Origin of the sequence: Agrobacterium sp. 33MFTa1.1, assembly GCF_004328495.1 — a bacterium.
GTDB classification, from domain to species: domain Bacteria; phylum Pseudomonadota; class Alphaproteobacteria; order Rhizobiales; family Rhizobiaceae; genus Agrobacterium; species Agrobacterium pusense.
On record NZ_CP036358.1, the window covers coordinates 2,604,030 to 2,624,804 of the forward strand.

Here is a 20,775-nt window from a genome sequence, read left to right on the forward strand (position 1 = left end):
ATTATGAGTTATACGAATGCTGCTCCATCTTTTGGGCAGGCGCCAGAGGCGAACGGACACGGTGCCGGCCCCGTAAAGGTCGATCCGGATCGCATTACGATTGCAGTCATTCTTGCGAGAATGACGGAGTTTTTTGATTTTTTCATTTACGCCATTGCCTCCGCGCTCGTTTTTCCGCATGTCTTCTTCTCTTATGTGGATCCGCTGACGGCCACGCTTTATTCCTTCGCTGTCTTCTCTCTCGCTTTTATCGCAAGGCCGATCGGTTCTCTGATCTTCCTCCAGATCGACCGCAGGTTCGGCCGCGCCGTCAAGCTGATGGCCGCGCTCTTCACGCTCTGCGGTTCCACCATGGCGATCAGCTTCCTTCCATCCTATGCCGAGGCTGGCATGCTGGCTCCCTGCCTGCTGGCGGTTTTCCGTATCGGCCAGGGCCTTGGCCTCGGCGGCGCCTGGGATGGCCTTGTCTCGCTGCTCGCCATGAACGCTCCGCCGAGGCAGCGCGGCTGGTACGCCATGATGCCGCAAATCGGGGCGGCCATGGGTTTTGGCCTCGCCAGCGCCTTCTTCATCGTTTTCGTCACGCAGCTTTCCAGTGCAGAGTTTTTGGCCTGGGGTTGGCGTTTCCCCTTCTTCGTGGCGCTGGCGCTGAACGTGCTTGCGCTCTTTGCCCGCCTTCGCATGATCGTGACGCCGGAATTCCAGGCCATGCTGGAACAGCATGAACTGGAGCCGCGTCCCATGTTCAGAATGCTGCGGTCGCAGTTCCCGGTGGTTGTCACCGGCGCTTTCGTGCCGCTGGCGAGCTTTGCGCTCTTCCATCTCGTCACCGTCTTCCCGCTGAGCTGGGTTTCTCTCAACACCAGCCAGCGCGTGTCGGACTTCCTCTTCGTACAGTTCGTCAGCGCCATCATTGCCGGCGGCATGATTGTCGTTTCGGGCATTCTGGCGGATCGCATAGGGCGGCGGAAACTTCTCGCCATCGCGGCGGTCCTGATTGGTCTCTTCAGCCTTGTGGCCCCCGTTCTCCTCAGTTCCGGTGATATCGGCCGTTATCTTTTCGTGCTGATCGGCTTCTCGCTGCTGGGCCTGTCCTTCGGTCAGGCGGGTGGCGCGCTCGCCTCCCGCTTCAGCCGCGAGTACCGCTACACCGGCGCATCTTTGACCTCGGACATTTCCTGGCTGATCGGTGCCGGCTTCGCGCCGCTCGTGGCGCTCGGATTTTCGTCCAAATTCGGCCTTTTCGCGGTCGGCATCTACCTCATGTCGGGAGCCCTGTGTACCCTTATTGCCCTCTGGTTTAGCCGAACGCTCGAAATGCCGTCTGAGTGATCTGGGCAATTTAAAAAACTCCTGAAGCAGTCACGCCGCGGAATCCTGTCGGATTTCGCGGCGTTTTTGTTTTTTTATTGCGCCGGATCGATTTTAATCTTGACTTTCCTAATCATGAAATATTACGTAAGCAATACTGACATAATTCGGCGTATTTTTGCGCTTGAAAATCGACCATCAGGGAACGCGATGCGAACGAACACGATCATTATTTGCGAAAATGCGGCGACTGCCGCCCAGCCGTTTGACGGCCGCAAAACGACCGTTCGCGCCATCAAACGCCGATAAGCAGAAGAAGAGGAGCAGCCAGGTCGCCTGCGGCTCCGCCCGCAGAGCGCCGGCTGACGCGCCGGATTCGGGAAAAAGGCGATGCCGCGCGAATTGCGCAATGAGAGGAGACAGCCTTGAGCGTGACGGAGCAAAAATTCGGCCTTTACGATGCCGCTTTTGAAAAAAGCAGCTGTGGCGTTGGTTTCATCACCCGCAAGGACGGCGTGCAGACTCACGATGTGTTGAAGCGCGGCTACGAGGCGCTCTGCGCCGTCCCGCATCGCGGTGGCATGTCGGCGGAAGGTGTCGGCGATGGTGCCGGGGTGTCGCTGGATTTGTCGCTCTCCTTCTTTCGGAAATTGACTGGCGAACACGGTTTGCAGGCCGGCCGTTTCGGCGTCGGCAATTTTTTCCTGCCGCAAAACTCCGCGTTCCACGATGAGGCGGTTGGCATTATCGGCAGCGCGCTGCAGGAGCAGGGATTTTCGGTCCTCACCGTCCGTGATGTACCGGTAAATGACGCGGCCATCCGTGCTGCCGCCATCCCTTACCAGTTGCCGATCCGCCAATGGGTTTTCTCTGCTCCGGCCGAATGCGCAACTCTGGCGGAATTCGACTGGCGTATCCACAAGTCACTGATTGCCATTGAGGCGCTTGCTTATACCGTGCCTGATCTCGCCGGCTTTTATCCGCTCTCGCTCAGCGCCCGCACGCAGGTCCTGAAGGGCCGCCTGAACTCCCATGAGGTGATGCCCTATTTCTGCGACCTGACGGATCCGCGCCATGAAGTGCATACGATGTATTTCCACACGCGGTTCTCCACCAATACCGATCCGCACCCATCCATGGCGCAGCCATTCCGCCTGATGGCGCATAATGGCGAACTCAACACCGACAAGAAGAACCGCCTGTCGGAAGCGGCAGTCGCCCTGGCGAAGAATGCCAGCATCGTCAGGCCGAAAGGCCAGTCCGATAGCTGCCGTCTGGACCAGACCTTGCAGGCGCGGGTTATGGAGGACGGTCTTGACCTCGTTACCGCTGTGGTCTCGATGATGCCGCCAGCCTGGGAAAACGACGACACCCTGTCGCCGGACGTGAGGGCGATGCTGGAATATTTCTCTCTCTATGAGGAGAAAAATGATGGTCCGGCCGCGCTGATCTTCGGCGACGGCACTATTGTCGGCGCGCGCCTCGATCGGCTTGGCCTGCGCCCGCTGCGCACCGTCGAGACGGACGAATATCTCTGTGTCATGTCGGAGGCCGGGCAGATCGCCTTTCCGGCGGAGAGCGTTATCCGGCGCGGCCGCATCGAGGCGGGCGGCATGCTTTATTACGACCACGCCGTGCGCCGCGCCTTTTCCACCGTCGAGGCGCTGGAGCTTCTCGCCGCGCGCCGCGACTATTCATCCCTGCTGCGCGAAGCCCGTGTCATGCTGGAGGATCTGCCGGAAGTGCCAGCGGAAAAGCAGGGCTCACCGCTGCGTTATAATGGTGATCTCGAACGTCACCAGCGTTACGTCGCCTATTCGCACAATCAGGAAAGTTTCAAATTCCTGATGGACCCGATGCTGGCTTCCGGCTCCGAAAAAATTTCGGCGATGGGATACGGCAATGCCATCAACGCGCTTTCCGATCAGGAAGGTGGGGTCGCCAAGTATTTTTCGCAGCGTTTCGCGCAGGTCACCAATCCGCCGCTAGACAGTATTCGCGAAGCTGATGGCATGACGCTACGGGTGGCCCTGGGTGCCAAGCCGAACAGCGGCGCTAAGAAGGCCCGCCAGATCGTCGTGCGCTCGCCAATCCTTAGCCACCTGGACATGCTGCGCATCCGCGAGCAGACCGAGACGCCGGTGTGTCGTTTCGAAATGCTCTATGCGCCTGTCTTCGATACAGGGGAGGCCAATGAAGCGGCATTGAGAGAGGCGATAGACGGACTGTGCGCCGCGATCGCCGCTTTTGCCGCTGGCGAAGGTGGCATTGCCGTGATCACTGACCGGCATGTTTCCGCGCGTCGTGCCGCTTTGCCAATGATCATGGTCGTTTCCGCCATCAATCAGCGGCTGATCGAGGAAGGCCTCAGGCTGCGTGTGTCGCTGATCGTCGAAAGTGGACAATTCTCCTCCTCCCATCACATTGCAGCCGGTCTCGGCTTTGGCGCTTCGGCGGTCTATCCGCTCGCCGTGCAGTTCCGCGCCGAGGAGAAATTCGGCAGCGAAGCCGACAAGGCCTTCAAGCGCTTCGCCAAGGCGGCGGAAAAGTCGCTGATGAAGACCATGGGCAAGGTGGGCCTGTGTACGGCGGAAAGCTATATCGGGGGCGAGTTCTTCGAGCCGAACTTCCTCGATACGGAAGATGACGTGCTGAAGCGTTATTTCCCGAATGTGAAAACGCCGGTCGGCGGCGTGAGCTTCGCCGTCATCGCCCAGGCCGTGGCGGACTGGCACCGCAAGGCGCTGTCTGTAAAGGGAGAAAGCGACATTCCGCTGCTCGGTCTTTTCAAGGAGCGTGCCGAAGGGGCCGGCCATTCCTATGGCACGACGGCCGTGCGCGGTTTCGTGGATATGACGGAGGAAAAGATCGGTTTCGACAAGGGGACCGAAAACGAAGAGGCGTTACGTCTCCTGCCGCTCAACCGCTTGGAAGATGCCTTCGGTCTCGACGACGCGGCCTATTATCACACCAGTTTTGACCGGTTGACCCCGGAGGCGATCGATGCCTTCGAGGTAACGACCGGCTACCGCGCATTTGCCCGTATGATGGCGGAAGAAAGAGCGCGTCGCCCCGCCGCCCTGCGCGATGTCCTGGAATTGCCAGCGGATGTGACGTTCGCCGGTTCGGCGGAAGAGTTTCGCCGTGAAATGGGTCGGTTTTCCCGCAAGGGCAATAACAGCTTCATGGTACGGGGCTTGCTCTGCGAAGGCGCAGAGGAAGGCGCCTTCCGGCTGCAATTGACCGGCCCGCACGGCCATGAGCTTGCCAGGCTAGCAGCACTTGGCCAATCGCTGATCGATCGCTTCGGCGAGGACATAGTCGGACATTGGCTTGAAGGGGGCGCTCTTCTGGTTCAGGCGAGGGGCGAGGCTTCCGATTATCTCTCGCTTGTTCGCACCGCGCCAGCGAGCATTTCGCTCGATGCCGTGCAAAATGCCAGCGAGATCGCCATGACCCTCGCCTCTGGTGCAATGAGCCATGGCGCGCTTGTCGCGGCCGCCCATGAGGCTGTGGCGCATGGCACCAACATGGTTGGCGGCATGTCAAATTCCGGTGAGGGCGGCGAGCATATCTCGCGATACGGCACCATTCGCGCCTCGCGCATCAAGCAGTTCGCATCGGGCCGCTTTGGTGTCTGGGCCGGTTATCTTGCCGATCCGATGCTGGAGGAGATCGAGATCAAGATCGGCCAGGGCGCAAAGCCTGGCGAAGGCGGGCAATTGCCGTCTCCAAAGGTCACGGTGGAAATCGCCGCCGCGCGTGGCGGTACGCCGGGCGTCGAGCTTGTCTCGCCGCCGCCGCATCATGATACCTATTCCATCGAGGATCTGGCCCAACTCATCCACGATGCCAAGGCAGCCCGTGTGCGGGTCATTGTCAAGCTGGTCTCGTCAGAAGGCATCGGCACGATCGCGGTCGGTGTCGCCAAGGCGGGAGCGGATGTCATCAACGTCGCCGGCAATACCGGGGGCACGGGGGCGGCGGCCGTCACCAGCCTCAAATATACTGGTCGTGCCGCGGAAATCGGCGTTGCCGAAGTGCATCAGGCGCTCTGCGCCACCGGCCTGCGCGCCAAGGTGCTGTTGCGCTGCTCCGGCGCGCACCAGACGGCGAGCGATGTCGTGAAATCGGCTCTTCTCGGCGGGGATAGTTTCGAATTCGGCACCACGGCGCTGATGATGCTGAAATGCGTCATGGCGAAGAACTGCAACATCAAATGCCCGGCCGGTCTCACCACCAATCAGGAGGCGTTTAACGGCGACCCGCGGGCGCTGGCGCAATATCTCATGAACATCGCCCATGAAACGCGCGAGATCCTGGCCGCACTCGGGCTGCGTTCGCTGCGGGAAGCGCGGGGCCGCTCAGATCTTCTTCACCTACTCGATCATCCCGCAAGCGTTGGCCAGCTTGACCTCCGGGCAATGCTAACCGTGGTCGAGGAAGTGAAGATCGACAGCCCGGTGTATATGGAAAAGGACTTCGCGCTGGACGATGCCTTCATCGAACTCGTGCGCTCGGCACTGGTCGACGGCGGGCGCGAAAGCATCGAGCTTGGCGGCAACCGTTTCCTTAACAATTGCAACAAGAGCGTCGGCGGCCAGCTCGCCGTCGATATCGAACGTATGCTGAACCATGAGCTTTCCGACGAAGAGGCGGATGCGCTGCCGGCCGTCAGGCGGGACAGCCGTGGCCGTCGATTTCTGGAAGCGGGTTCCGTGCGCATCGATACATCAGGTTCGGCTGGACAATCCTTTGGCGCTTTCTGCAACGACGGCATGATCATGGTCCATACCGGTACCTGCAATGACGGCGTCGGCAAAAGCGCCTGCGGTGGCACCATCGTCGTGCGTTCTCCCGGCGGCGGTTCGCAGGAGGCGGGCGGGAATGTGCTGGTCGGTAATTTCGCACTGTTCGGCGCAACCGGCGGCCGCACCTTTGTGGAAGGGCAGGCAGGCGACCGTTTTGCGGTGCGCAACTCCGGCGCGACCGCCGTTGTGGAGGGCGTGGGGGATTTTGCCTGCGAATACATGACCAACGGTGCGGTGCTTAACCTCGGTAGTTTTGGCAAGGGCTTCGGCAACGGCATGAGTGGCGGTTTCGTCTATCAATACGACCCCTATGGCGACCTGCCGAAGAAAGTCAGCCACGATTCGATCCTGCTTGGCTCCATCACGGGCGAGGACGAGCAGGCGGCGATCCATCGTCACGCCGTTCACCAGCTTCTGAACTGGCACGCGGTGGAGACTGGCTCAGCGAAGGCCACATGGCTGCTGGAAAACTGGGAGAGCGAACAGCACAATTTCGTTTACGGCATGCCACGCGCGCTGCTGCTTTATCAGGACAGTGACGAAATTCTCAAGGCCAAGCCGCGCAAGGAATTGCTGGAGGAACTGGCTTCCGCACTTGCTGCCCATCAGCTGCGGAAGTTCAAGCTGGCCTATCGAGATCGCAAGTCCGTATTGAACGGCACCGTGCCGGCCTATGGCCAAACGGATACGGAAGACATGTACGCACTGATCAACAATTACACTGTGTTGAGCATGGCGCAGGCCATCGCCTTGCAGCGATTGCCGATGGCATCGGGTCCTTCCGACGCCGCCATCGAAAAAGCGGTGCGCAATCTCATTCTTACGGAAGATTATGCCCTGATGCAGCGTCTGCTGAAATATGCGCGCGAGGCTCTTTCCGACCATAGCGACGGACAGCTTGCGGTGATGATCGCCGCCAAGCGACTTGATGACTACAAGCAGGCACTGGCGCGCCGCAACATCTGGTCGGTGGACAGTCCAGGCACCTATGGCTGGATCATTCAGCAGAGCCGCAAAAACATCGAGAAGATCGGTCGTCTGCCCGGCTTCGAAGAGCTTTTCGCGGCCCGCGCCATTCCTGACCTAACCGCCGCATCCAGCCAGAACAGGGCAGCATGATGAAGATACCCTACATCCCCGAAGATGCGCCCTTTAACGGCGACCAGCGCGCCTGGCTTGCGGGTTTTTTAGCCGGGCTCCACTCCCGCGCGGCCATTGGCCTGGAGGCATCTGTCGCCGCTGCCGCTCCCAAGACGGCGGCGAGCGTGCTGAACATCCTCTTCGGCACACAGACCGGCAATGCCGAGGCGCTGGCAATGGATATCGCCGCCGCCGCCCGCACGCAGGGTATGCAGCCGGCGGTGATGGCGCTTGACGACGTGTCCATGGAGCGCCTGGCTTCGATGAAACGGGTCATTGTCGTGACCTCGACCTATGGCGAGGGTGAAATGCCCGATAATGCGCAGCTATTCTGGGAAGCGCTTGCCGCTGATGGTGCGCCACGACTGGAGGCGATGAATTTCGCCGTGCTGGCGCTGGGTGATACGGGGTATGACGGATTTTGCCAGGCCGGCAAACTCATCGATACGCGCTTTGAGCAGCTCGGCGGCAAACGTATGAAAACGCGGATTGATTGCGATATCGACTTCGAGGACGCTGCCGCCGCCTGGATCGATGAGACCCTGCCCATTGCACTTGCGCTCGATGGCGGCCAGGCGGCGACTGTCGTCATGCCTCGTCCGGCCCAACTCCCCAGGCGGGTGACACAGGAATGGAACCGGAAGAATCCCTATCTGGCGCGGCTAAGCGTCAATCACCGTCTTTCCGGTCCGGCTTCATCGAAGGAAATCAGGCATTACGAATTCGATCTCGGGGAAAGCGGCCTCAGCTATGAGGCGGGTGATGCCCTTGGTGTCGTTCCCGTCAACTGCCCGAAACTGGCTGGTGCGTTGCTCGACCATTTCGGGGCGGAAGCCGATAGCAAACTGGCCGGGCTGGATCGTTCAGTGGGAGACGCATTTCTCCGCATGTTCGAAATCTCGACGCCCTCGCGCGAACTGGTCGCCGAAATCGGCAAGCGCGCGGGTCATGAAGAACTGGCGCATGTTCTTGCGAATGGCGACAGGGAGCAGCTGGCCGCCTTTCTCTGGAGCAAGGATATTCTCGACCTGCTCAATCTTGGCGACAGGCGTCTTTTCGATCTTGCTGAATTCGTGACTTTCCTGAAACCGCTGCAGCATCGGGCTTACTCCATCTCCTCCAGCCCCCTTGCCGCGGGAAACAGCGTGCATCTGACGATCGCCAGCGTGCGTTATCGCGCTCACGACCGCGAGCGCGGCGGCGTGTGCTCCACCTATCTGGCAGATCGGGTGGAGGCAGGGGCGACTGCCGGGGTTTTCGTTTCGCTCAACAAGGCGTTCCGTGTGCCGCAGAACGACGATGCGCCGGTTATCATGGTGGGTCCGGGCACGGGAATAGCGCCGTTCCGGGCCTTCCTGCAGGAACGGCTAGCGCGGGGCGCCACCGGCCGGAACTGGCTGTTTTTTGGTGACCAGCACCGGCAGTCGGACTTCATTTACGAGAGTGAGCTGGGTGAAATGAGCCGTGCGGGCGTGCTGACGCGTCTCGATCTCGCCTTTTCGCGCGATCAGGCGGAAAAGATCTACGTGCAGACGCGCATGCGGCAGAATGGCAAGGCGCTTTATCAGTGGCTCGAAGAGGGGGGCTATTTTTACGTCTGCGGTGACGCGACCCGCATGGCGAAGGACGTAGACGATGCCCTGCACCGGATCATCATTGACGAGGCCGGCCTCTCTGCGGAAGCAGCAAGCGAATATGTCAGCCAGCTGAAGCGCGAAAAGCGCTATCTTCGCGATGTCTATTAGCCGTCAGCGCGAGGGGATGCGGATGCAACGGTGCATTCAGCAATTGCTGCAGACTGTCTCCGCATCGCGCTGCTTGAAGAAATAATCGCGGCCGATGGTGATCGACTTGACGCCAGAGGAGGAGATGTCGGTCATGAACATCAACAGTTCATGCGGGACAGAAAGTTCGACATGGATGAGGAAGCTGTCAGCAATCAGCAGGCGGGTCGGCACCACCACCGCAGAGCCGACCGCATAGGGCCGCTGGTTCTTCTCATCCCAGGACCAGGTGATTTTCGCCTGTTTCTGGGCATCGATCTTGATACCGCTGATCTTCAGCCGGAGACCCTTCGTGCTATAGGGCGCGAAAACTGCGGATGCTACATCCCCCATGCCTGCAAGATAGGTCTTGTCTACAGAACCCGTTTTCGAAATCAGGTCGTTGATAGTCGCGGCGGCGCTGCTTGCCCGCTTGTAGGTATTGTAGCCGATGGTGAGTTCGAAGGACGTCACATAAAGTGCGAGCAATATCGGGAAAATGATCGCGAATTCCACCGCGCCAACACCGCGGCGATCTCTTGCGAAGCGTGAAGCAAGCGCAATGAAACGCAGCCTGCCTTGCGTCACGGCGGCAATCAGACCTACCATCAGGAGCCCCCGCTTGTCGTGTATTTTTCGTTCATGAAAGCGTCGGTCGCGACGATCAGGAAGTGAGAAGGCATCGATCCATCGGCCGGGCGAATTTTTGTAAGATAGGGGCGAATGATATCGGCCGTCACCCGCCAGCGATAATAGACACGCAGCATGTTGATCGTTTCCGGCCCACCCGGCTTGAAGCCGAATTGCGCCGTATCAAGATCGTAATATTCTCCGAAGGCCTTCAAAGGTATGGCGGTGGGGATATCCTTGAAGGTGGTGAAGGAGCGAAGATCGATATAGAGCTTCTGTTCCGTTTTGATCTCATCCGCGGAGCACGTGATTATCACCGAGACTTCGTTGCAGAAGTTCTTTCGGAAGTCTTCTTTCGAAATTGAACTGCTGATCTGCCCCGTCCTCAGCCGCCGGGCCATGCTTTCGGTGGCATTGACGACCACCTGCTCCGCGATCATGGCGATGAAGGTTTCGATGATTGCGAAAACAACCAGGAAATAAGGGATGGCGAGGATCGCGAATTCGATGGCTGCGGTCCCGTCGCGCGAAACTCCGAATTTTTCCAGCAATGGCTTCAGTTTGGCCAGTCGCATGAGGCAGTGTCGATCTCTAAGCATATGCGGCAAGCGCAACCGTTGAATTGTTGCGGACCATAATCAACCGATGTTTAAAATCAGTTACCTCGGTGATTTATACTTTAGTGATTTATGAAAATGACACAGACGCCAAATGAAAAAAGCCCGGCACGGGGCCGGGCTTTAATAAACCAGGGACGTGATTATTCCGCGTCCGCTTTCGACAGAACCTCGAGCGTGGGTGTCGAGGTGATATTATAGCCGCAGTCTACGTAATGGCACTCGCCAGTCACGCCGCGCGAGAGGTTGGACAGAAGGTAGAGCGCAGACCCGCCGATATCGTCGATATCCGCCGTCCGTCTCAGCGGCGCGTTCTTCTGGTTCCATGCGTAAATGGCGCGCGCGTCGGAAATGCCCGCACCTGCGAGCGTGCGGACCGGGCCGGCCGAGATGGCGTTGACGCGGATATCGCGCGGGCCGTAATCGGCAGCGAGATAACGCACGGAAGCCTCGAGCGCTGCCTTGGCAACGCCCATGACGTTATAGTTCGGAATGACGCGCTGCGAACCGTTATAAGTCAGTGTCAGCATGGAGCCGCCATTCGTCATCAGCTCGGCGGCGCGCTTGGCGATTTCCGTGAAGGAGAAACAGGAAATGACCATGGTGCGGCTGAAATTCTCGCGCGTCGTATCCGCGTAAAGGCCCTTCAGCTCGTTCTTGTCGGAGAAGCCGATGGCATGCACGACAAAATCCAGCGCGCCCCATTTTTCGCGAATCGTCTGAAACAGCGCGTCCACAGAAGCGATATCTTCGACATCGCAAGGCACGATGAAGTCGGAGCCAAGTTCCGCGGCGAGCGGTTTGACACGCTTGCCGAGCGCTTCACCCTGATAGGTGAAGGCCAGTTCCGCGCCCTGTGCCGCAAGTGCCTTGGAGATACCCCAGGCGATGGAGTGATTGTTAGCGACGCCCATGATGAGGCCGCGTTTACCCTGCATGATGCCGTTCATGGGCAATTATCCGTTATGACGCTGGAAGACGAGCGTGGCGTTGGTACCGCCGAAGCCGAAGGAATTGGATAGGATGGTGTCGATCTTGGCATTGTCGATGCGGCTGCGAACGATCGGAACGCCCGCAAATTCCGGATCGAGTTCGGAAATATGCGCGCTCTCGCCGATGAAACGTTCCTGCATCATCAAGAGGCCGTAGATCGATTCCTGCACCCCGGCCGCGCCAAGCGAATGGCCAGTCAGCGACTTGGTTGACTGGATGTGCGGGATCTTGTCGCCGAAGACTTCGCGGATCGCGCCGATTTCCTTGCTGTCGCCAACCGGCGTCGAGGTGCCGTGGGTATTGATGTAGTCAATGTCGCCCTTGACGGTGGAAAGAGCCTGCCGCATGCAGCGGATCGCGCCTTCGCCTGAAGGGGCAACCATGTCGTAACCGTCAGAGGTCGCGCCATAACCGACGATTTCGGCATAGATTTTTGCGCCGCGCGCCTTCGCATGCTCCAGCTCTTCGAGAACCAGAACGCCGGCGCCGCCGGCGATGACGAAGCCGTCGCGGTTGACGTCATAGGCGCGCGAGGCGATGTCCGGGGTCTCGTTGAATTTGGACGACATGGCGCCCATGGCGTCGAAAAGGTTCGACATCGACCAGTCGAGGTCCTCGTGGCCGCCAGCGAACATCACGTCCTGCTTGCCCCACTGGATCATCTCGGCGGCGTTGCCGATGCAGTGCGCCGAGGTGGAGCAGGCCGAAGAGATGGAGTAGTTGACGCCGTGGATCTTGAACCAGGTCGCGAGCGTGGCCGAAGCGGTGGAGGACATCGCCTTCGGCACGGCAAACGGACCGATGCGCTTCGGGCTGTTGTTCTTCAGCGTAATATCGGCAGCTTCGACAATGGTACGGGTGGAAGGACCGCCCGAACCCATGATGATGCCGGTGCGTTCATTGCCGCTGATATCGCTCTCTTCCAGACCGGAATCGGCGATTGCCTGCTTCATGGCAACATGGTTCCACGCGCCGCCCTGCGACAGGAAGCGCATGGCGCGGCGGTCGACCAGATCGGTGGGGTCGAGAGAAGGCTTGCCCCAGACCTGGCACTTGAAACCGTGTTCGGCAAAATCCGGCGAAAAAGAAATGCCGGATTTGGCATTGCGCAGCGACGCGGTGACTTCAGCGGCATCACCGCCGATGGAAGAAACAATACCGAGGCCGGTGACAACAACTCGTCTCATGAAAGGGACCTTTTCTTAAGATTTCGGCTGGACAACCGAAGCCGCCCGGCGTTTGTCTGAACTATTCCGTCTGCCTCAGGCAGCCTTTTCCTTGGACAGGCCGACCCGCAGGTCTGTCGCCTGATAAATGGTTTCGCCGTCCGCCTTCAGCCAGCCGTCAGCAGTTCCAAGCACCAGACGGCCACGCATCACGCGCTTGAAATCAATACCATATTGAAGGAGCTTGGTGTGAGGGCGCACCATGCCCTTGAACTTCACTTCGCCGGTGGAAAGCGCCATGCCGCGGCCTTCTTCGCCCAGCCAGCCGAGGAAGAAGCCGGTCAGCTGCCACATGCCGTCAAGGCCGAGGCACCCCGGCATGATCGGGTTGCCCTGGAAATGGCAGGGAAAATACCAGTCATCGGGGCTGACATCATATTCGGCACGGATGAAACCCTTGTCGAACGCGCCGCCGGTTTCTGAAATTTCGGTGATGCGGTGAACCATGAGCATGGGGGGCAATGGGAGCTGTGCATTTCCCGGGCCGAACAATTCGCCGCGACCGCAGGACAGGATCTCCTCGTAATTGTAACTTGATTGCCTCGTTGCCATACCGCTTTCACTTCCCCAATTACTGGTGTTGATCGACTTCACTAGAGCAAGTTAGGTTCAAAATGAAGCGCTGCAAGGGCAGAGGCGGTTCCGCCCCCATTCTTTGTCTTCGAACCTTCTTTGCAGAAGTCATTACCTCAATATGCCGTCCGCATACAGGAACCATCCGGTCGGAACCAGAGGAAATTTGCAGGAATGGCCGGTTTGCGGCCATTTGCGACACTCGGCGGCGCTGAAACTATTGAAAGCATTCCCTGCAAAAGATATATGCTATTGCAATTGACGGGTGGCATACCTCTGTTTGGAATGGGATTGCATGGCATTTGACGCCACATTGGATATCGGAACGAGGCTGCGGCGCTCTGGGCTGAGGCCCACGCGCCAGCGCGTGGCTTTGGGCGATCTTCTCTTCGCGAAAGGTGACCGCCACCTCACCGTCGAGGAACTGCATGATGAGGCTGTGACAGCTGGCGTGCCCGTTTCTCTCGCCACGGTCTACAACACGCTGCATCAGTTCACCGAGGCCGGTCTCATCCGGGTTCTCGCCGTGGAAGGTGCCCGTACCTATTTTGACACCAACGTGTCGGACCACCATCACTTCTTCGTGGAAGGCGAGAACGAGGTTCTCGATATACCTGTCAACAATCTCCAGATCGGCAACCTGCCGGAAGCGCCTGAGGGCATGGAAATCGCCCATGTGGATGTGGTGATCCGCCTCCGCCGCAAGCGCGGCTGAAGTTCTTCGGTTCGACAATGGATGTGCAAATGGCGCCCGCGGGCGCCATTTCTGTTTTCAGCGTCGTTCCATGGGTCACTTCATGACATCTTCCGGGCGTCTGCCGGGCTTGCCTTTGTAGGGCGGGAAAGTCCAGCCGAAGATCAGCGCGCCGGACCGGATCCCAAAGGCCATCAGCACGCCCGCTGCCGAAGCGGCATAAAGCGGCGCGCCGAAGAAATAGACGACAATGAAGGTGGAAGAGCCCAGAAGCGCGCAGGTGATGTAGATTTCCGGCCGCAAGAGCACGGAGGGCTCACCGGCGAGAATATCGCGCAAAACCCCACCAAATGTTGCCGTCAGAACGCCGGTGACAATGGCGACAGTGGCCGAACCGCTTGCTGCGAGGCCCTTGGCCGCTCCCATGACGCAATAAGCAGAAAGGCCGAGCGCATCGAGCCAGATCAATACCCGGTAACGGGATTCGAACAGATGTGCCGTGAAGAACAGCAGCACCGCCACCGAGACGCAGACGAGAATATAGGTGGGGTTGATGACCCAGAACACCGGCGTTCTGCCGAGCACGAGATCACGCACCGTGCCACCGCCGATACCGGTGGCCGCCGCAAAAAACAGGAAGCCGATCAGGTCGAGCTGCTTGCGCGAAGCGGCAAGCGCACCGGTTGCGGCAAACACTGCCACGCCGGCATAGTCGAGAAAACCCAGAAGTGTCATGAAAAGGTTCCCCCCGGAACACGGGCGGCGAACACGTCAGTGTCGCGCAAGCACTAAATTCTAGGCTGGCCGCCCGGATGATCGCAACATCCATAACCCAAACGGATGCAAAGGAAAATGCCGTGCGAATCGCTCTCGTTGCCGCTCTTCAGGCGCTGGTTCTCTTGATGTTCCCGGTGGCGCTCTCGGCGCAGCAGCAGCTGGTGAGCGATCCGGAGATTTACGAGAAGGATCATTTCCGCAACGAGTGCAAGGTGGCAGCATTCGGCGACGATTTTGTCACACGGCTGGATATCAACAATGACGGGTTGATGGATGCCATCGTCAATCACGGGGTTCTGGATTGCGACGGCGAAAAAGGCCGCGCCTGTGATGACGAGGGATGCCCCTATAATTTTTACGTGCAGGTGAAAGAAGGCGGCTACCTGATGATCGCGACGGCCCGCATCTACGGTTATGACTTCATCAAGCGTTTTGGTAACATGGTCTTCGTGCTGAAGATGCATCCGCGTTATTGCGAGCGTACTGATAAGGAGCCCTGCCTGATGACAGTGCGGGTGCGCGGGACAAAATTCGTCACGATCTCGCGAAAGTGAGCGCAACGGTTGCTACGGCGTAATCCGCCGGATTTTCACCCTCTGATTATAGCGCTGTCGGAGTGAGCGCGGAATGATGAGTGTGGCGATGGCGACAACGAAGACAGCGACCGCCACGACCCAGAGAGCATCCGATTGCAGCTTGGCCCCGAGAACGGCACCGCACATCGCACCGCTCAGCATGCCCAGCCACGGCACGATCTGGATGCCCCAATCAAAGCTCCGGTCACCGAGAAGAAAGCGGCCGATGCCTCGGCCGAAACGGGAAAGGGCACCCGTCACATAGGTTAGGCCGATCGGCAGTCCCTCGATATGCTCGACGGCCGCGTTGACCATGCCCATGGCGAAGACCACGAGGTAAAATTGCACGAGGCCCGAGCTCTCGCCACGAAGCAGTGCCGCAATGGCCACAAGCGATCCGACCGCCATGAGGACTGCAAATATACGCCGCTCGAACTTGTGCGCCACCACGATCCCGCCTGCGTTGCCCGCCACAAAGGCAATGATCGCGACAAGTAGTTTCACGGCGTGGGAATAGATGCCGGCTTCCGCTGAAACCGCGGCGCGCGTGGTATTGCCGGTCATGAAGGATACGAAGTCGCCGGAAATATGCAGTCCAACCGCATCCGTCATGCCCGCGATGAAGGAAATGGCGGCAACCAGCGCGATACCCGTGCCGGTCCTTCTGGCCTTGATGATATTACGACGTCTCTGTCTGGTCATGGAGAGCTCGATACGGGAAATCGTTGGGCCTGCTCGCCGGCCGCGTTCTCTATGTCTAGAATGGCTGGCCGTGCATTTGCAATCGTTCCAGGGATGTGCGTGCGCTTTCTGTTTTGTCTAGACAAATACAAAATGCCTGCCTACGATGCCTCAAATAAAGCGAAAAACAATGTCGCACAAAAATAAATCAAAAGGGGTTCCGATCATGAAAAAAACCTGGGTTTTCGCCGCTGTGGCGGCGCTTTTCTCATCCGCTTCCGCCTATGCCGAAACGTCCGTGACGATAGGCATGTCGGGCTGGACGGGTTTTGCACCGCTGACGCTTGCAAAACAGGCCGGCATTTTCGAAAAGAACGGCCTGAAGGTCGAGATCAAGAAAATCCCGCAGGCCAGCCGCCATCTCGCTCTCGCTTCCGGTGACATCCAGTGCGCCGCCACCACGGTGGAAACTTGGATCGCCTGGAACGCCAATGGCGTGAAATCCACCCAGATTTTCCAGATGGACAAATCGCACGGTGCCGATGGCATCGCGGTGCGCAGCGATGTCGCAAAGGTCGCGGACCTCAAGGGCAAGACGGTGGCCGCGTCCGCACCGGGCACCTCTCCTTATTTCTTCCTCGCCTGGATCCTCAAGGAAAACGGCCTGACACTGAAGGATGTGAAGGTCGTCAACCTTGAGCCGGGGCCGGCCGCGCAGGCTTTCGTCGCCGGACAGAACGATGCAGCGATGACCTATGAACCCTATCTCTCTACCGTGCGCGCCGCTCCCGACAAGGGCAAGATTCTTGCCACGACACTGGATTATCCCGCTGTCATGGATACGTTTGGCTGCACGCCAGACTTCCTGAAGGCCAATCCGCAGGCAGCCAAGGCTCTGGCGGACAGCTATTTCCAGGCACTTGATCTTATCAAGGCCGATCCCGAAAAATCCTATGCGACGATGGGCGCGGATGTGAAACAGTCCGGCGAGGCCTTTGCCGCTTCGGCAAAATTCCTCGAATGGCAGGACAAGGCCGCCAACCAGAAATTCTTCGAGGGCGAGTTCAAGACTTTTTCCGAAAAATCGGCTGACCTGCTGCTCGAAATCGGCGTAATCAAGTCGAAGCCCGATCTTTCGACCCTCGCGGACACGTCCTTCATCAAGTGACGGAAACAGCCAGCTGCATTTCCCTCTCCGGATATTGCAGCCAGTAAGAAGCGCGACAGTGTTCCCGCGTCTTGAGTGCGGGAACATGTTGATGGCGTGGCGAAGTGCCGCGCCGGTTCGGGACAGGCGACAGAATGCAACCACTTCAACCCATAAAGAACAGCACGAGGATAGCGCTCGGCATCCTGTTCTTCGTGCTTTTTTTCTCGGCCTGGGGCTTTGCCACGCTGGGCGGTTTCGTGTCGCCGACCTTTCTGGCCGACCCCGTTACCATGCTGAAGGATGGTATCTATCTGCTGACGGATCAGGGTTTTGCCAGCGATATCGGCATGACGATCTGGCGTGTCGTGGGCGGTTTCGTGCTGGCCTCCATAGTCGCCGTCCCCCTCGGTATCGCCATGGGGGCTTATAAGCCCATCGAGGCGCTGCTTGAGCCCTTTGTCTCCTTCGCGCGTTACCTTCCGGCTTCCGCCTTTGTGCCGCTCCTCATTCTCTGGGCCGGCATCGGCGAGATGCAGAAGCTGCTGGTGATCTTCATCGGCGCCGTCTTCCAGATCATTCTGATGGTGGCTGTGGCCGTCGCCGGCACGCGGCGGGATCTGGTGGAGGCCGCCTATACGCTGGGCGCGCGGGATCGGGGCGTGGTGCGCCGTGTCCTCATTCCCGCCAATGCGCCCGACATTGCCGAAATCCTCCGTCTCGTCCTCGGCTGGGCCTGGACCTATGTCATCGTCGCGGAACTGATCGGCGCCTCCTCCGGTATCGGCTACATGATCATCAACAGCCAGGCGCTGATGGCGACCGGCCAGATCATCTTTGGCATCATCGTCATCGGTGTTATCGGCCTTATCTCTGATTTCGCGTTCAAATCGCTGAACCGGAAGCTTTTTGCCTGGAGGCTTGCCTGATGAGCGAACTCGTTATCAAGGGCGTCAGCCGCACCTTTCCAGGCGTACATGGCGGGCAGCCGACGCTGGCCCTGCAGCCCACCAATCTGGAAATCCCGCGCAATGATTTCGTTACGATCCTCGGTCCTTCGGGATGCGGAAAATCGACCCTGCTGCGCATCATCGCCGGGCTTGACCGTCCGACAACGGGCGAGGTGCTGTTGTCAGGCAGGGCGGTGACTGGCCCGGGGGCGGACCGCGGCATGGTGTTCCAGTCCTACACGCTGTTCCCTTGGCTGACGATCCGTGAAAACGTCGCTTTCGGCCTGCGCGAACGCGGCGTTGCGGAGAAGGAAAAATGGGAGATCGTTGACAGCTATATCGACAAGGTCGGCCTGCGTGGTTTCGAAAACCATTGGCCGAAACAACTCTCCGGCGGCATGCAGCAGAGAACGGCCATTGCCCGCGCCCTGGCAAATGGCCCGAAAATCCTGCTGCTCGACGAGCCTTTCGGCGCTCTCGACAATCAGACCCGCGGGCTGATGCAGGAATTGTTGCTCGGCATATGGGAGCGTGAGCAAAAGACGGTCATTTTCGTCACGCACGATATTGAGGAGGCGGTTTTCATGGCGTCGCGCGTGGTGACCATGTCTGCGAGGCCGGGCCGTATCAAATCGATCACGCCGGTCGACCTGCCGCATCCGCGCCACTACACCGTCAAGGCCAGCCCGGAATTTTCCGAACTGCGTGCAAGGCTGACGGAAGAAATCCGCAGCGAAGCGATCGCCGCCGCCGCTCACGGATAGCAGGGTATGGAACGGGGAGGATAGAAGCATCGGGATGAGGGGCACAGGCGCCGATCTTCAGGAAAAGTCACTGCACGAGCGAATCCGCAACGATGTGGAGCGCCACATCATGTCAGGCGAATGGCCGCCGGGATATCGTATCCCATTCGAACACGAAATGACCCGCCAATATGCCTGTTCGCGCATGACGGTGAACAAGGCTTTGGGAGAACTGGTGCAGCGGGGTCTTATCGAAAGACGCCGGCGTCTCGGTAGTTTCGTCCGTCAGCCCCACGCGCAATCGGCCGTGCTGGAAATCCACGATATCGAACGAGAGGTGCAGGCACTTGGGCTGGTTTACAGGTATCGCCTCGATCAGCGGCGTCTCCGGCCTGCGGGTAAAGACGATGGAGCGGCTATGGCGCTTGCGGCCGATGCGCCAGTGCTGGAACTCACCTGCACGCATTTTGCCGGTGGCGTCCCATTTTGTCTGGAAGAGCGCCTCATCAATGTCACTGCTGTACCGGAGGCCGAGTTTGCCGATTTTTCGCAGATCGGCCCCGGAACGTGGCTGCTGAAGATGGTGCCCTGGAGCGCTGCTGAACATCGCATCAGCGCCGTCTCGGCCGACCGCAAAAATGCCGCTGCGCTGGGTATCCGATCGGGAGCCGCCTGTCTGGTCATCGATCGCCGGACCTGGCACGGAACGGATTACATCACCAGCGTCTCGGTCACCTATCCCGGTGACCGACACGCGCTCGTTGCGCAGTTTTCGCCTTCGCAGAGCAGCTGAAGACGGTAGATCGGTCAATTTTTTGTAAAGAAGAGTTTACGGGTCGTCTTTTGGCAATATAATAGTTGTCAAAAGAACTCAGGTTTATTATCGGAACGTCAAGCTTTTACGACGGCATCCGTTATGACCCCGGTTTCAAACCGGTCAATCTGCGGATGGGTTCATCGACGGAAATCCGGGATAAAAAACATGTCAGTTGCGACCACCACTTCTTCCGCGTCTCTCAACAAGGCAAGCAGGACACGGCGCATTTCCCTTGCCACGACGGTTACCTTACTGGTTGGATTGAGCGCCGGTGCGGTTTTCGCTCAGACAGCATCCGAACACCAGATTCAGTCCGTACCGCAAGCGGAAACGGTCCAGCCGGCACAGCCGTTCCCACAAACCCCGGCGGCGCCGGACGCTCCAGTTGCTCAGCCGAACCAGCCTTCCACGCCTGCACAGGAACGGCCGGCAGCCGTGGCGCCTGCACAACCTCAAGGCAATGAAGCCGCGCCTGCAGAGCGCGCACAATCTCCAGTCGCTCCCGCCCTGACACCCGAAGGTGCCGCGCCGACCAACGAGGTTTCAACCCCGGTAGAGCCCGTCGGCGCCGAACCGGCAAGTGCCGAACATCGCGCAGATATCCCACACAACCTGTCCCCCTGGGGCATGTTCATGGCGGCGGACTGGGTCGTGAAGGGTGTCATGATCGGTCTGGCCTTCGCCTCGCTGGTGACCTGGACGGTGTGGGTTGCAAAGTCGGTTGAACTTGCAGGTGCGCGTGTTCGGGCCGGCGCAACGCTGAAGGTCATTCGCAAGGCGAAAACCCTTAACGAGGCCACCGAGGCTGTCGAGAAGAAGGGCGGACCTGCGGCGCTCATGCTGCGAATGGCAACTCATGAAATGTTGCTTTCCGATGCCGTGGTCGAACATACCGATGGCGGCGGTATCAAGGAACGTGTCTCCTCGGCGCTGTCGCGTATCGAAACCCATGCCGGTCGCCGCATGTCACGCGGGACGGGCGTTCTGGCAACGATCGGTTCCACCGCCCCCTTTGTCGGCCTGTTCGGCACCGTCTGGGGCATCATGAACTCCTTCATCAGCATTTCGGAATCGCAGACCACCAATCTCGCCGTCGTCGCGCCCGGCATTGCCGAAGCGCTTCTGGCCACCGCCATCGGCCTCGTTGCCGCCATTCCCGCAGTGGTGATCTATAACGTCTTCGCGCGCTCGATCACCGGATACCGCCATCTGCTGGCGGATGCCGCAGCCGGCGTGGAGCGCCTCGTCAGCCGCGACCTCGATTTCCGCCGCATTCCGCCGGGCAGCACCAGCAAACCCGCAGTATCGCTGGTTGGACGGTGATCGG

17 protein-coding genes are annotated in these 20,775 nt (G+C 59.3%); 10 read left to right on the top strand and 7 right to left on the bottom strand.

Features of this window, described 5'->3' with window-relative positions; genetic code table 11:
- The first annotated feature begins 3 nt into the window (after window positions 1-3).
- The 3 genes from EYD00_RS12965 to EYD00_RS12975 all read left to right on the top strand — a co-directional run bounded on the left by EYD00_RS12965 (window position 4) and on the right by EYD00_RS12975 (window position 9,007).
- The gene (locus EYD00_RS12965; protein ID WP_004439203.1) at window positions 4-1,332 is read left to right on the top strand and encodes an MFS transporter; all 1,329 of its coding nucleotides are present in this window, start codon (window positions 4-6) and stop codon (window positions 1,330-1,332) included.
- 404 nt (window positions 1,333-1,736) lie between these two features.
- A complete protein-coding gene (locus EYD00_RS12970; protein ID WP_004439205.1) occupies window positions 1,737-7,241 on the top strand; it encodes a glutamate synthase-related protein in 5,505 nt (1,834 codons plus the stop codon).
- Window positions 7,238-9,007, top strand: coding sequence for a diflavin oxidoreductase (locus EYD00_RS12975; protein WP_034496163.1), 1,770 nt, complete (start codon window positions 7,238-7,240; stop codon window positions 9,005-9,007). The genes EYD00_RS12970 and EYD00_RS12975 overlap by 4 nt, the downstream gene beginning before the upstream one ends.
- Before the next feature lie 36 nt (window positions 9,008-9,043).
- On the opposite strand, the gene EYD00_RS12980 is transcribed toward EYD00_RS12975, so the two are convergent.
- From EYD00_RS12980 to fabA, 5 genes are all read right to left on the bottom strand, one after another.
- A complete protein-coding gene (locus tag EYD00_RS12980) occupies window positions 9,044-9,634 on the bottom strand; it encodes a TadE/TadG family type IV pilus assembly protein (protein ID WP_004439211.1) in 591 nt (196 codons plus the stop codon).
- The gene (locus tag EYD00_RS12985; RefSeq protein WP_004439213.1) at window positions 9,634-10,230 is read right to left on the bottom strand and encodes a TadE/TadG family type IV pilus assembly protein; all 597 of its coding nucleotides are present in this window, start codon (window positions 10,228-10,230) and stop codon (window positions 9,634-9,636) included. Before EYD00_RS12985 ends, EYD00_RS12980 begins: the two co-directional genes overlap by 1 nt.
- 185 nt (window positions 10,231-10,415) lie before the next feature.
- Entirely contained in the window at window positions 10,416-11,222 is an 807-nt protein-coding gene (fabI, locus tag EYD00_RS12990) for an enoyl-ACP reductase FabI (RefSeq protein ID WP_004439215.1), read from the bottom strand.
- A gap of 6 nt (window positions 11,223-11,228) precedes the next feature.
- Window positions 11,229-12,452, bottom strand: a complete 1,224-nt coding sequence (gene fabB, locus EYD00_RS12995; protein ID WP_004439216.1) for a beta-ketoacyl-ACP synthase I — start codon at window positions 12,450-12,452, stop codon at window positions 11,229-11,231.
- Window positions 12,453-12,527: 75 nt separating this feature from the next.
- Window positions 12,528-13,043: a 3-hydroxyacyl-[acyl-carrier-protein] dehydratase FabA gene (gene fabA, locus EYD00_RS13000; protein WP_003507274.1), complete on the bottom strand. Its 516-nt coding sequence runs from the start codon at window positions 13,041-13,043 to the stop codon at window positions 12,528-12,530.
- Between the two features lie 316 nt (window positions 13,044-13,359).
- Here fabA and irrA point away from each other — a divergent pair, with 316 nt between their 5' ends.
- Window positions 13,360-13,779, top strand: coding sequence for an iron response transcriptional regulator IrrA (gene irrA / locus EYD00_RS13010; protein WP_003493135.1), 420 nt, complete (start codon window positions 13,360-13,362; stop codon window positions 13,777-13,779).
- A gap of 75 nt (window positions 13,780-13,854) precedes the next feature.
- On the opposite strand, the gene EYD00_RS13015 is transcribed toward irrA, so the two are convergent.
- Window positions 13,855-14,493, bottom strand: coding sequence for a trimeric intracellular cation channel family protein (locus EYD00_RS13015; RefSeq protein ID WP_004439220.1), 639 nt, complete (start codon window positions 14,491-14,493; stop codon window positions 13,855-13,857).
- A 77-nt stretch (window positions 14,494-14,570) separates the two neighbouring features.
- Between EYD00_RS13015 and EYD00_RS13020 the strand changes: the two genes are divergently transcribed.
- Window positions 14,571-15,089: a hypothetical protein gene (locus EYD00_RS13020; protein ID WP_004439222.1), complete on the top strand. Its 519-nt coding sequence runs from the start codon at window positions 14,571-14,573 to the stop codon at window positions 15,087-15,089.
- A gap of 12 nt (window positions 15,090-15,101) precedes the next feature.
- Here EYD00_RS13020 and EYD00_RS13025 read toward each other — a convergent pair whose 3' ends face one another.
- Entirely contained in the window at window positions 15,102-15,812 is a 711-nt protein-coding gene (locus EYD00_RS13025; protein ID WP_004439224.1) for a YoaK family protein, read from the bottom strand.
- A gap of 205 nt (window positions 15,813-16,017) precedes the next feature.
- On the opposite strand from EYD00_RS13025, the gene EYD00_RS13030 reads away from it, so the two are divergent.
- The 5 genes from EYD00_RS13030 (at window position 16,018) to exbB (ending at window position 20,771) form a co-directional block, all read left to right on the top strand.
- A complete protein-coding gene (locus EYD00_RS13030; protein ID WP_004439226.1) occupies window positions 16,018-16,959 on the top strand; it encodes an ABC transporter substrate-binding protein in 942 nt (313 codons plus the stop codon).
- Between the two features lie 134 nt (window positions 16,960-17,093).
- Window positions 17,094-17,867, top strand: coding sequence for an ABC transporter permease (locus tag EYD00_RS13035; RefSeq protein ID WP_004439228.1), 774 nt, complete (start codon window positions 17,094-17,096; stop codon window positions 17,865-17,867).
- Window positions 17,867-18,652, top strand: a complete 786-nt coding sequence (locus tag EYD00_RS13040; protein WP_004439229.1) for an ABC transporter ATP-binding protein — start codon at window positions 17,867-17,869, stop codon at window positions 18,650-18,652. Before EYD00_RS13035 ends, EYD00_RS13040 begins: the two co-directional genes overlap by 1 nt.
- Window positions 18,653-18,686: 34 nt before the next feature.
- The gene (gene hutC / locus EYD00_RS13045) at window positions 18,687-19,424 is read left to right on the top strand and encodes a histidine utilization transcriptional repressor HutC (RefSeq protein ID WP_004439231.1); all 738 of its coding nucleotides are present in this window, start codon (window positions 18,687-18,689) and stop codon (window positions 19,422-19,424) included.
- Window positions 19,425-19,613: 189 nt separating this feature from the next.
- Window positions 19,614-20,771, top strand: a complete 1,158-nt coding sequence (gene exbB / locus EYD00_RS13050) for a tonB-system energizer ExbB (protein ID WP_004439233.1) — start codon at window positions 19,614-19,616, stop codon at window positions 20,769-20,771.
- The last annotated feature ends 4 nt before the right edge of the window (window positions 20,772-20,775 follow it).

What these genes read in the sequence shown, in the direction of transcription:
- EYD00_RS12985 (WP_004439213.1), bottom strand. Translation starts at nt 10,230, where the DNA reads ATGCGACTGGCCAAACTGAAGCCATTGCTGGAAAAATTCGGAGTTTCG.
- EYD00_RS13035 (WP_004439228.1), top strand. Translation starts at nt 17,094, where the DNA reads ATGCAACCACTTCAACCCATAAAGAACAGCACGAGGATAGCGCTCGGC.
- irrA (WP_003493135.1), top strand. Translation starts at nt 13,360, where the DNA reads ATGGCATTTGACGCCACATTGGATATCGGAACGAGGCTGCGGCGCTCT.
- EYD00_RS13020 (WP_004439222.1), top strand. Translation starts at nt 14,571, where the DNA reads ATGATCGCAACATCCATAACCCAAACGGATGCAAAGGAAAATGCCGTG.
- fabI (WP_004439215.1), bottom strand. Translation starts at nt 11,222, where the DNA reads ATGAACGGCATCATGCAGGGTAAACGCGGCCTCATCATGGGCGTCGCT.
- EYD00_RS13025 (WP_004439224.1), bottom strand. Translation starts at nt 15,812, where the DNA reads ATGACCAGACAGAGACGTCGTAATATCATCAAGGCCAGAAGGACCGGC.
- EYD00_RS13015 (WP_004439220.1), bottom strand. Translation starts at nt 14,493, where the DNA reads ATGACACTTCTGGGTTTTCTCGACTATGCCGGCGTGGCAGTGTTTGCC.
- EYD00_RS12975 (WP_034496163.1), top strand. Translation starts at nt 7,238, where the DNA reads ATGATGAAGATACCCTACATCCCCGAAGATGCGCCCTTTAACGGCGAC.
- EYD00_RS13040 (WP_004439229.1), top strand. Translation starts at nt 17,867, where the DNA reads ATGAGCGAACTCGTTATCAAGGGCGTCAGCCGCACCTTTCCAGGCGTA.
- EYD00_RS13030 (WP_004439226.1), top strand. Translation starts at nt 16,018, where the DNA reads ATGAAAAAAACCTGGGTTTTCGCCGCTGTGGCGGCGCTTTTCTCATCC.
- EYD00_RS12965 (WP_004439203.1), top strand. Translation starts at nt 4, where the DNA reads ATGAGTTATACGAATGCTGCTCCATCTTTTGGGCAGGCGCCAGAGGCG.
- fabA (WP_003507274.1), bottom strand. Translation starts at nt 13,043, where the DNA reads ATGGCAACGAGGCAATCAAGTTACAATTACGAGGAGATCCTGTCCTGC.
- exbB (WP_004439233.1), top strand. Translation starts at nt 19,614, where the DNA reads ATGTCAGTTGCGACCACCACTTCTTCCGCGTCTCTCAACAAGGCAAGC.
- hutC (WP_004439231.1), top strand. Translation starts at nt 18,687, where the DNA reads ATGAGGGGCACAGGCGCCGATCTTCAGGAAAAGTCACTGCACGAGCGA.
- EYD00_RS12980 (WP_004439211.1), bottom strand. Translation starts at nt 9,634, where the DNA reads ATGGTAGGTCTGATTGCCGCCGTGACGCAAGGCAGGCTGCGTTTCATT.
- fabB (WP_004439216.1), bottom strand. Translation starts at nt 12,452, where the DNA reads ATGAGACGAGTTGTTGTCACCGGCCTCGGTATTGTTTCTTCCATCGGC.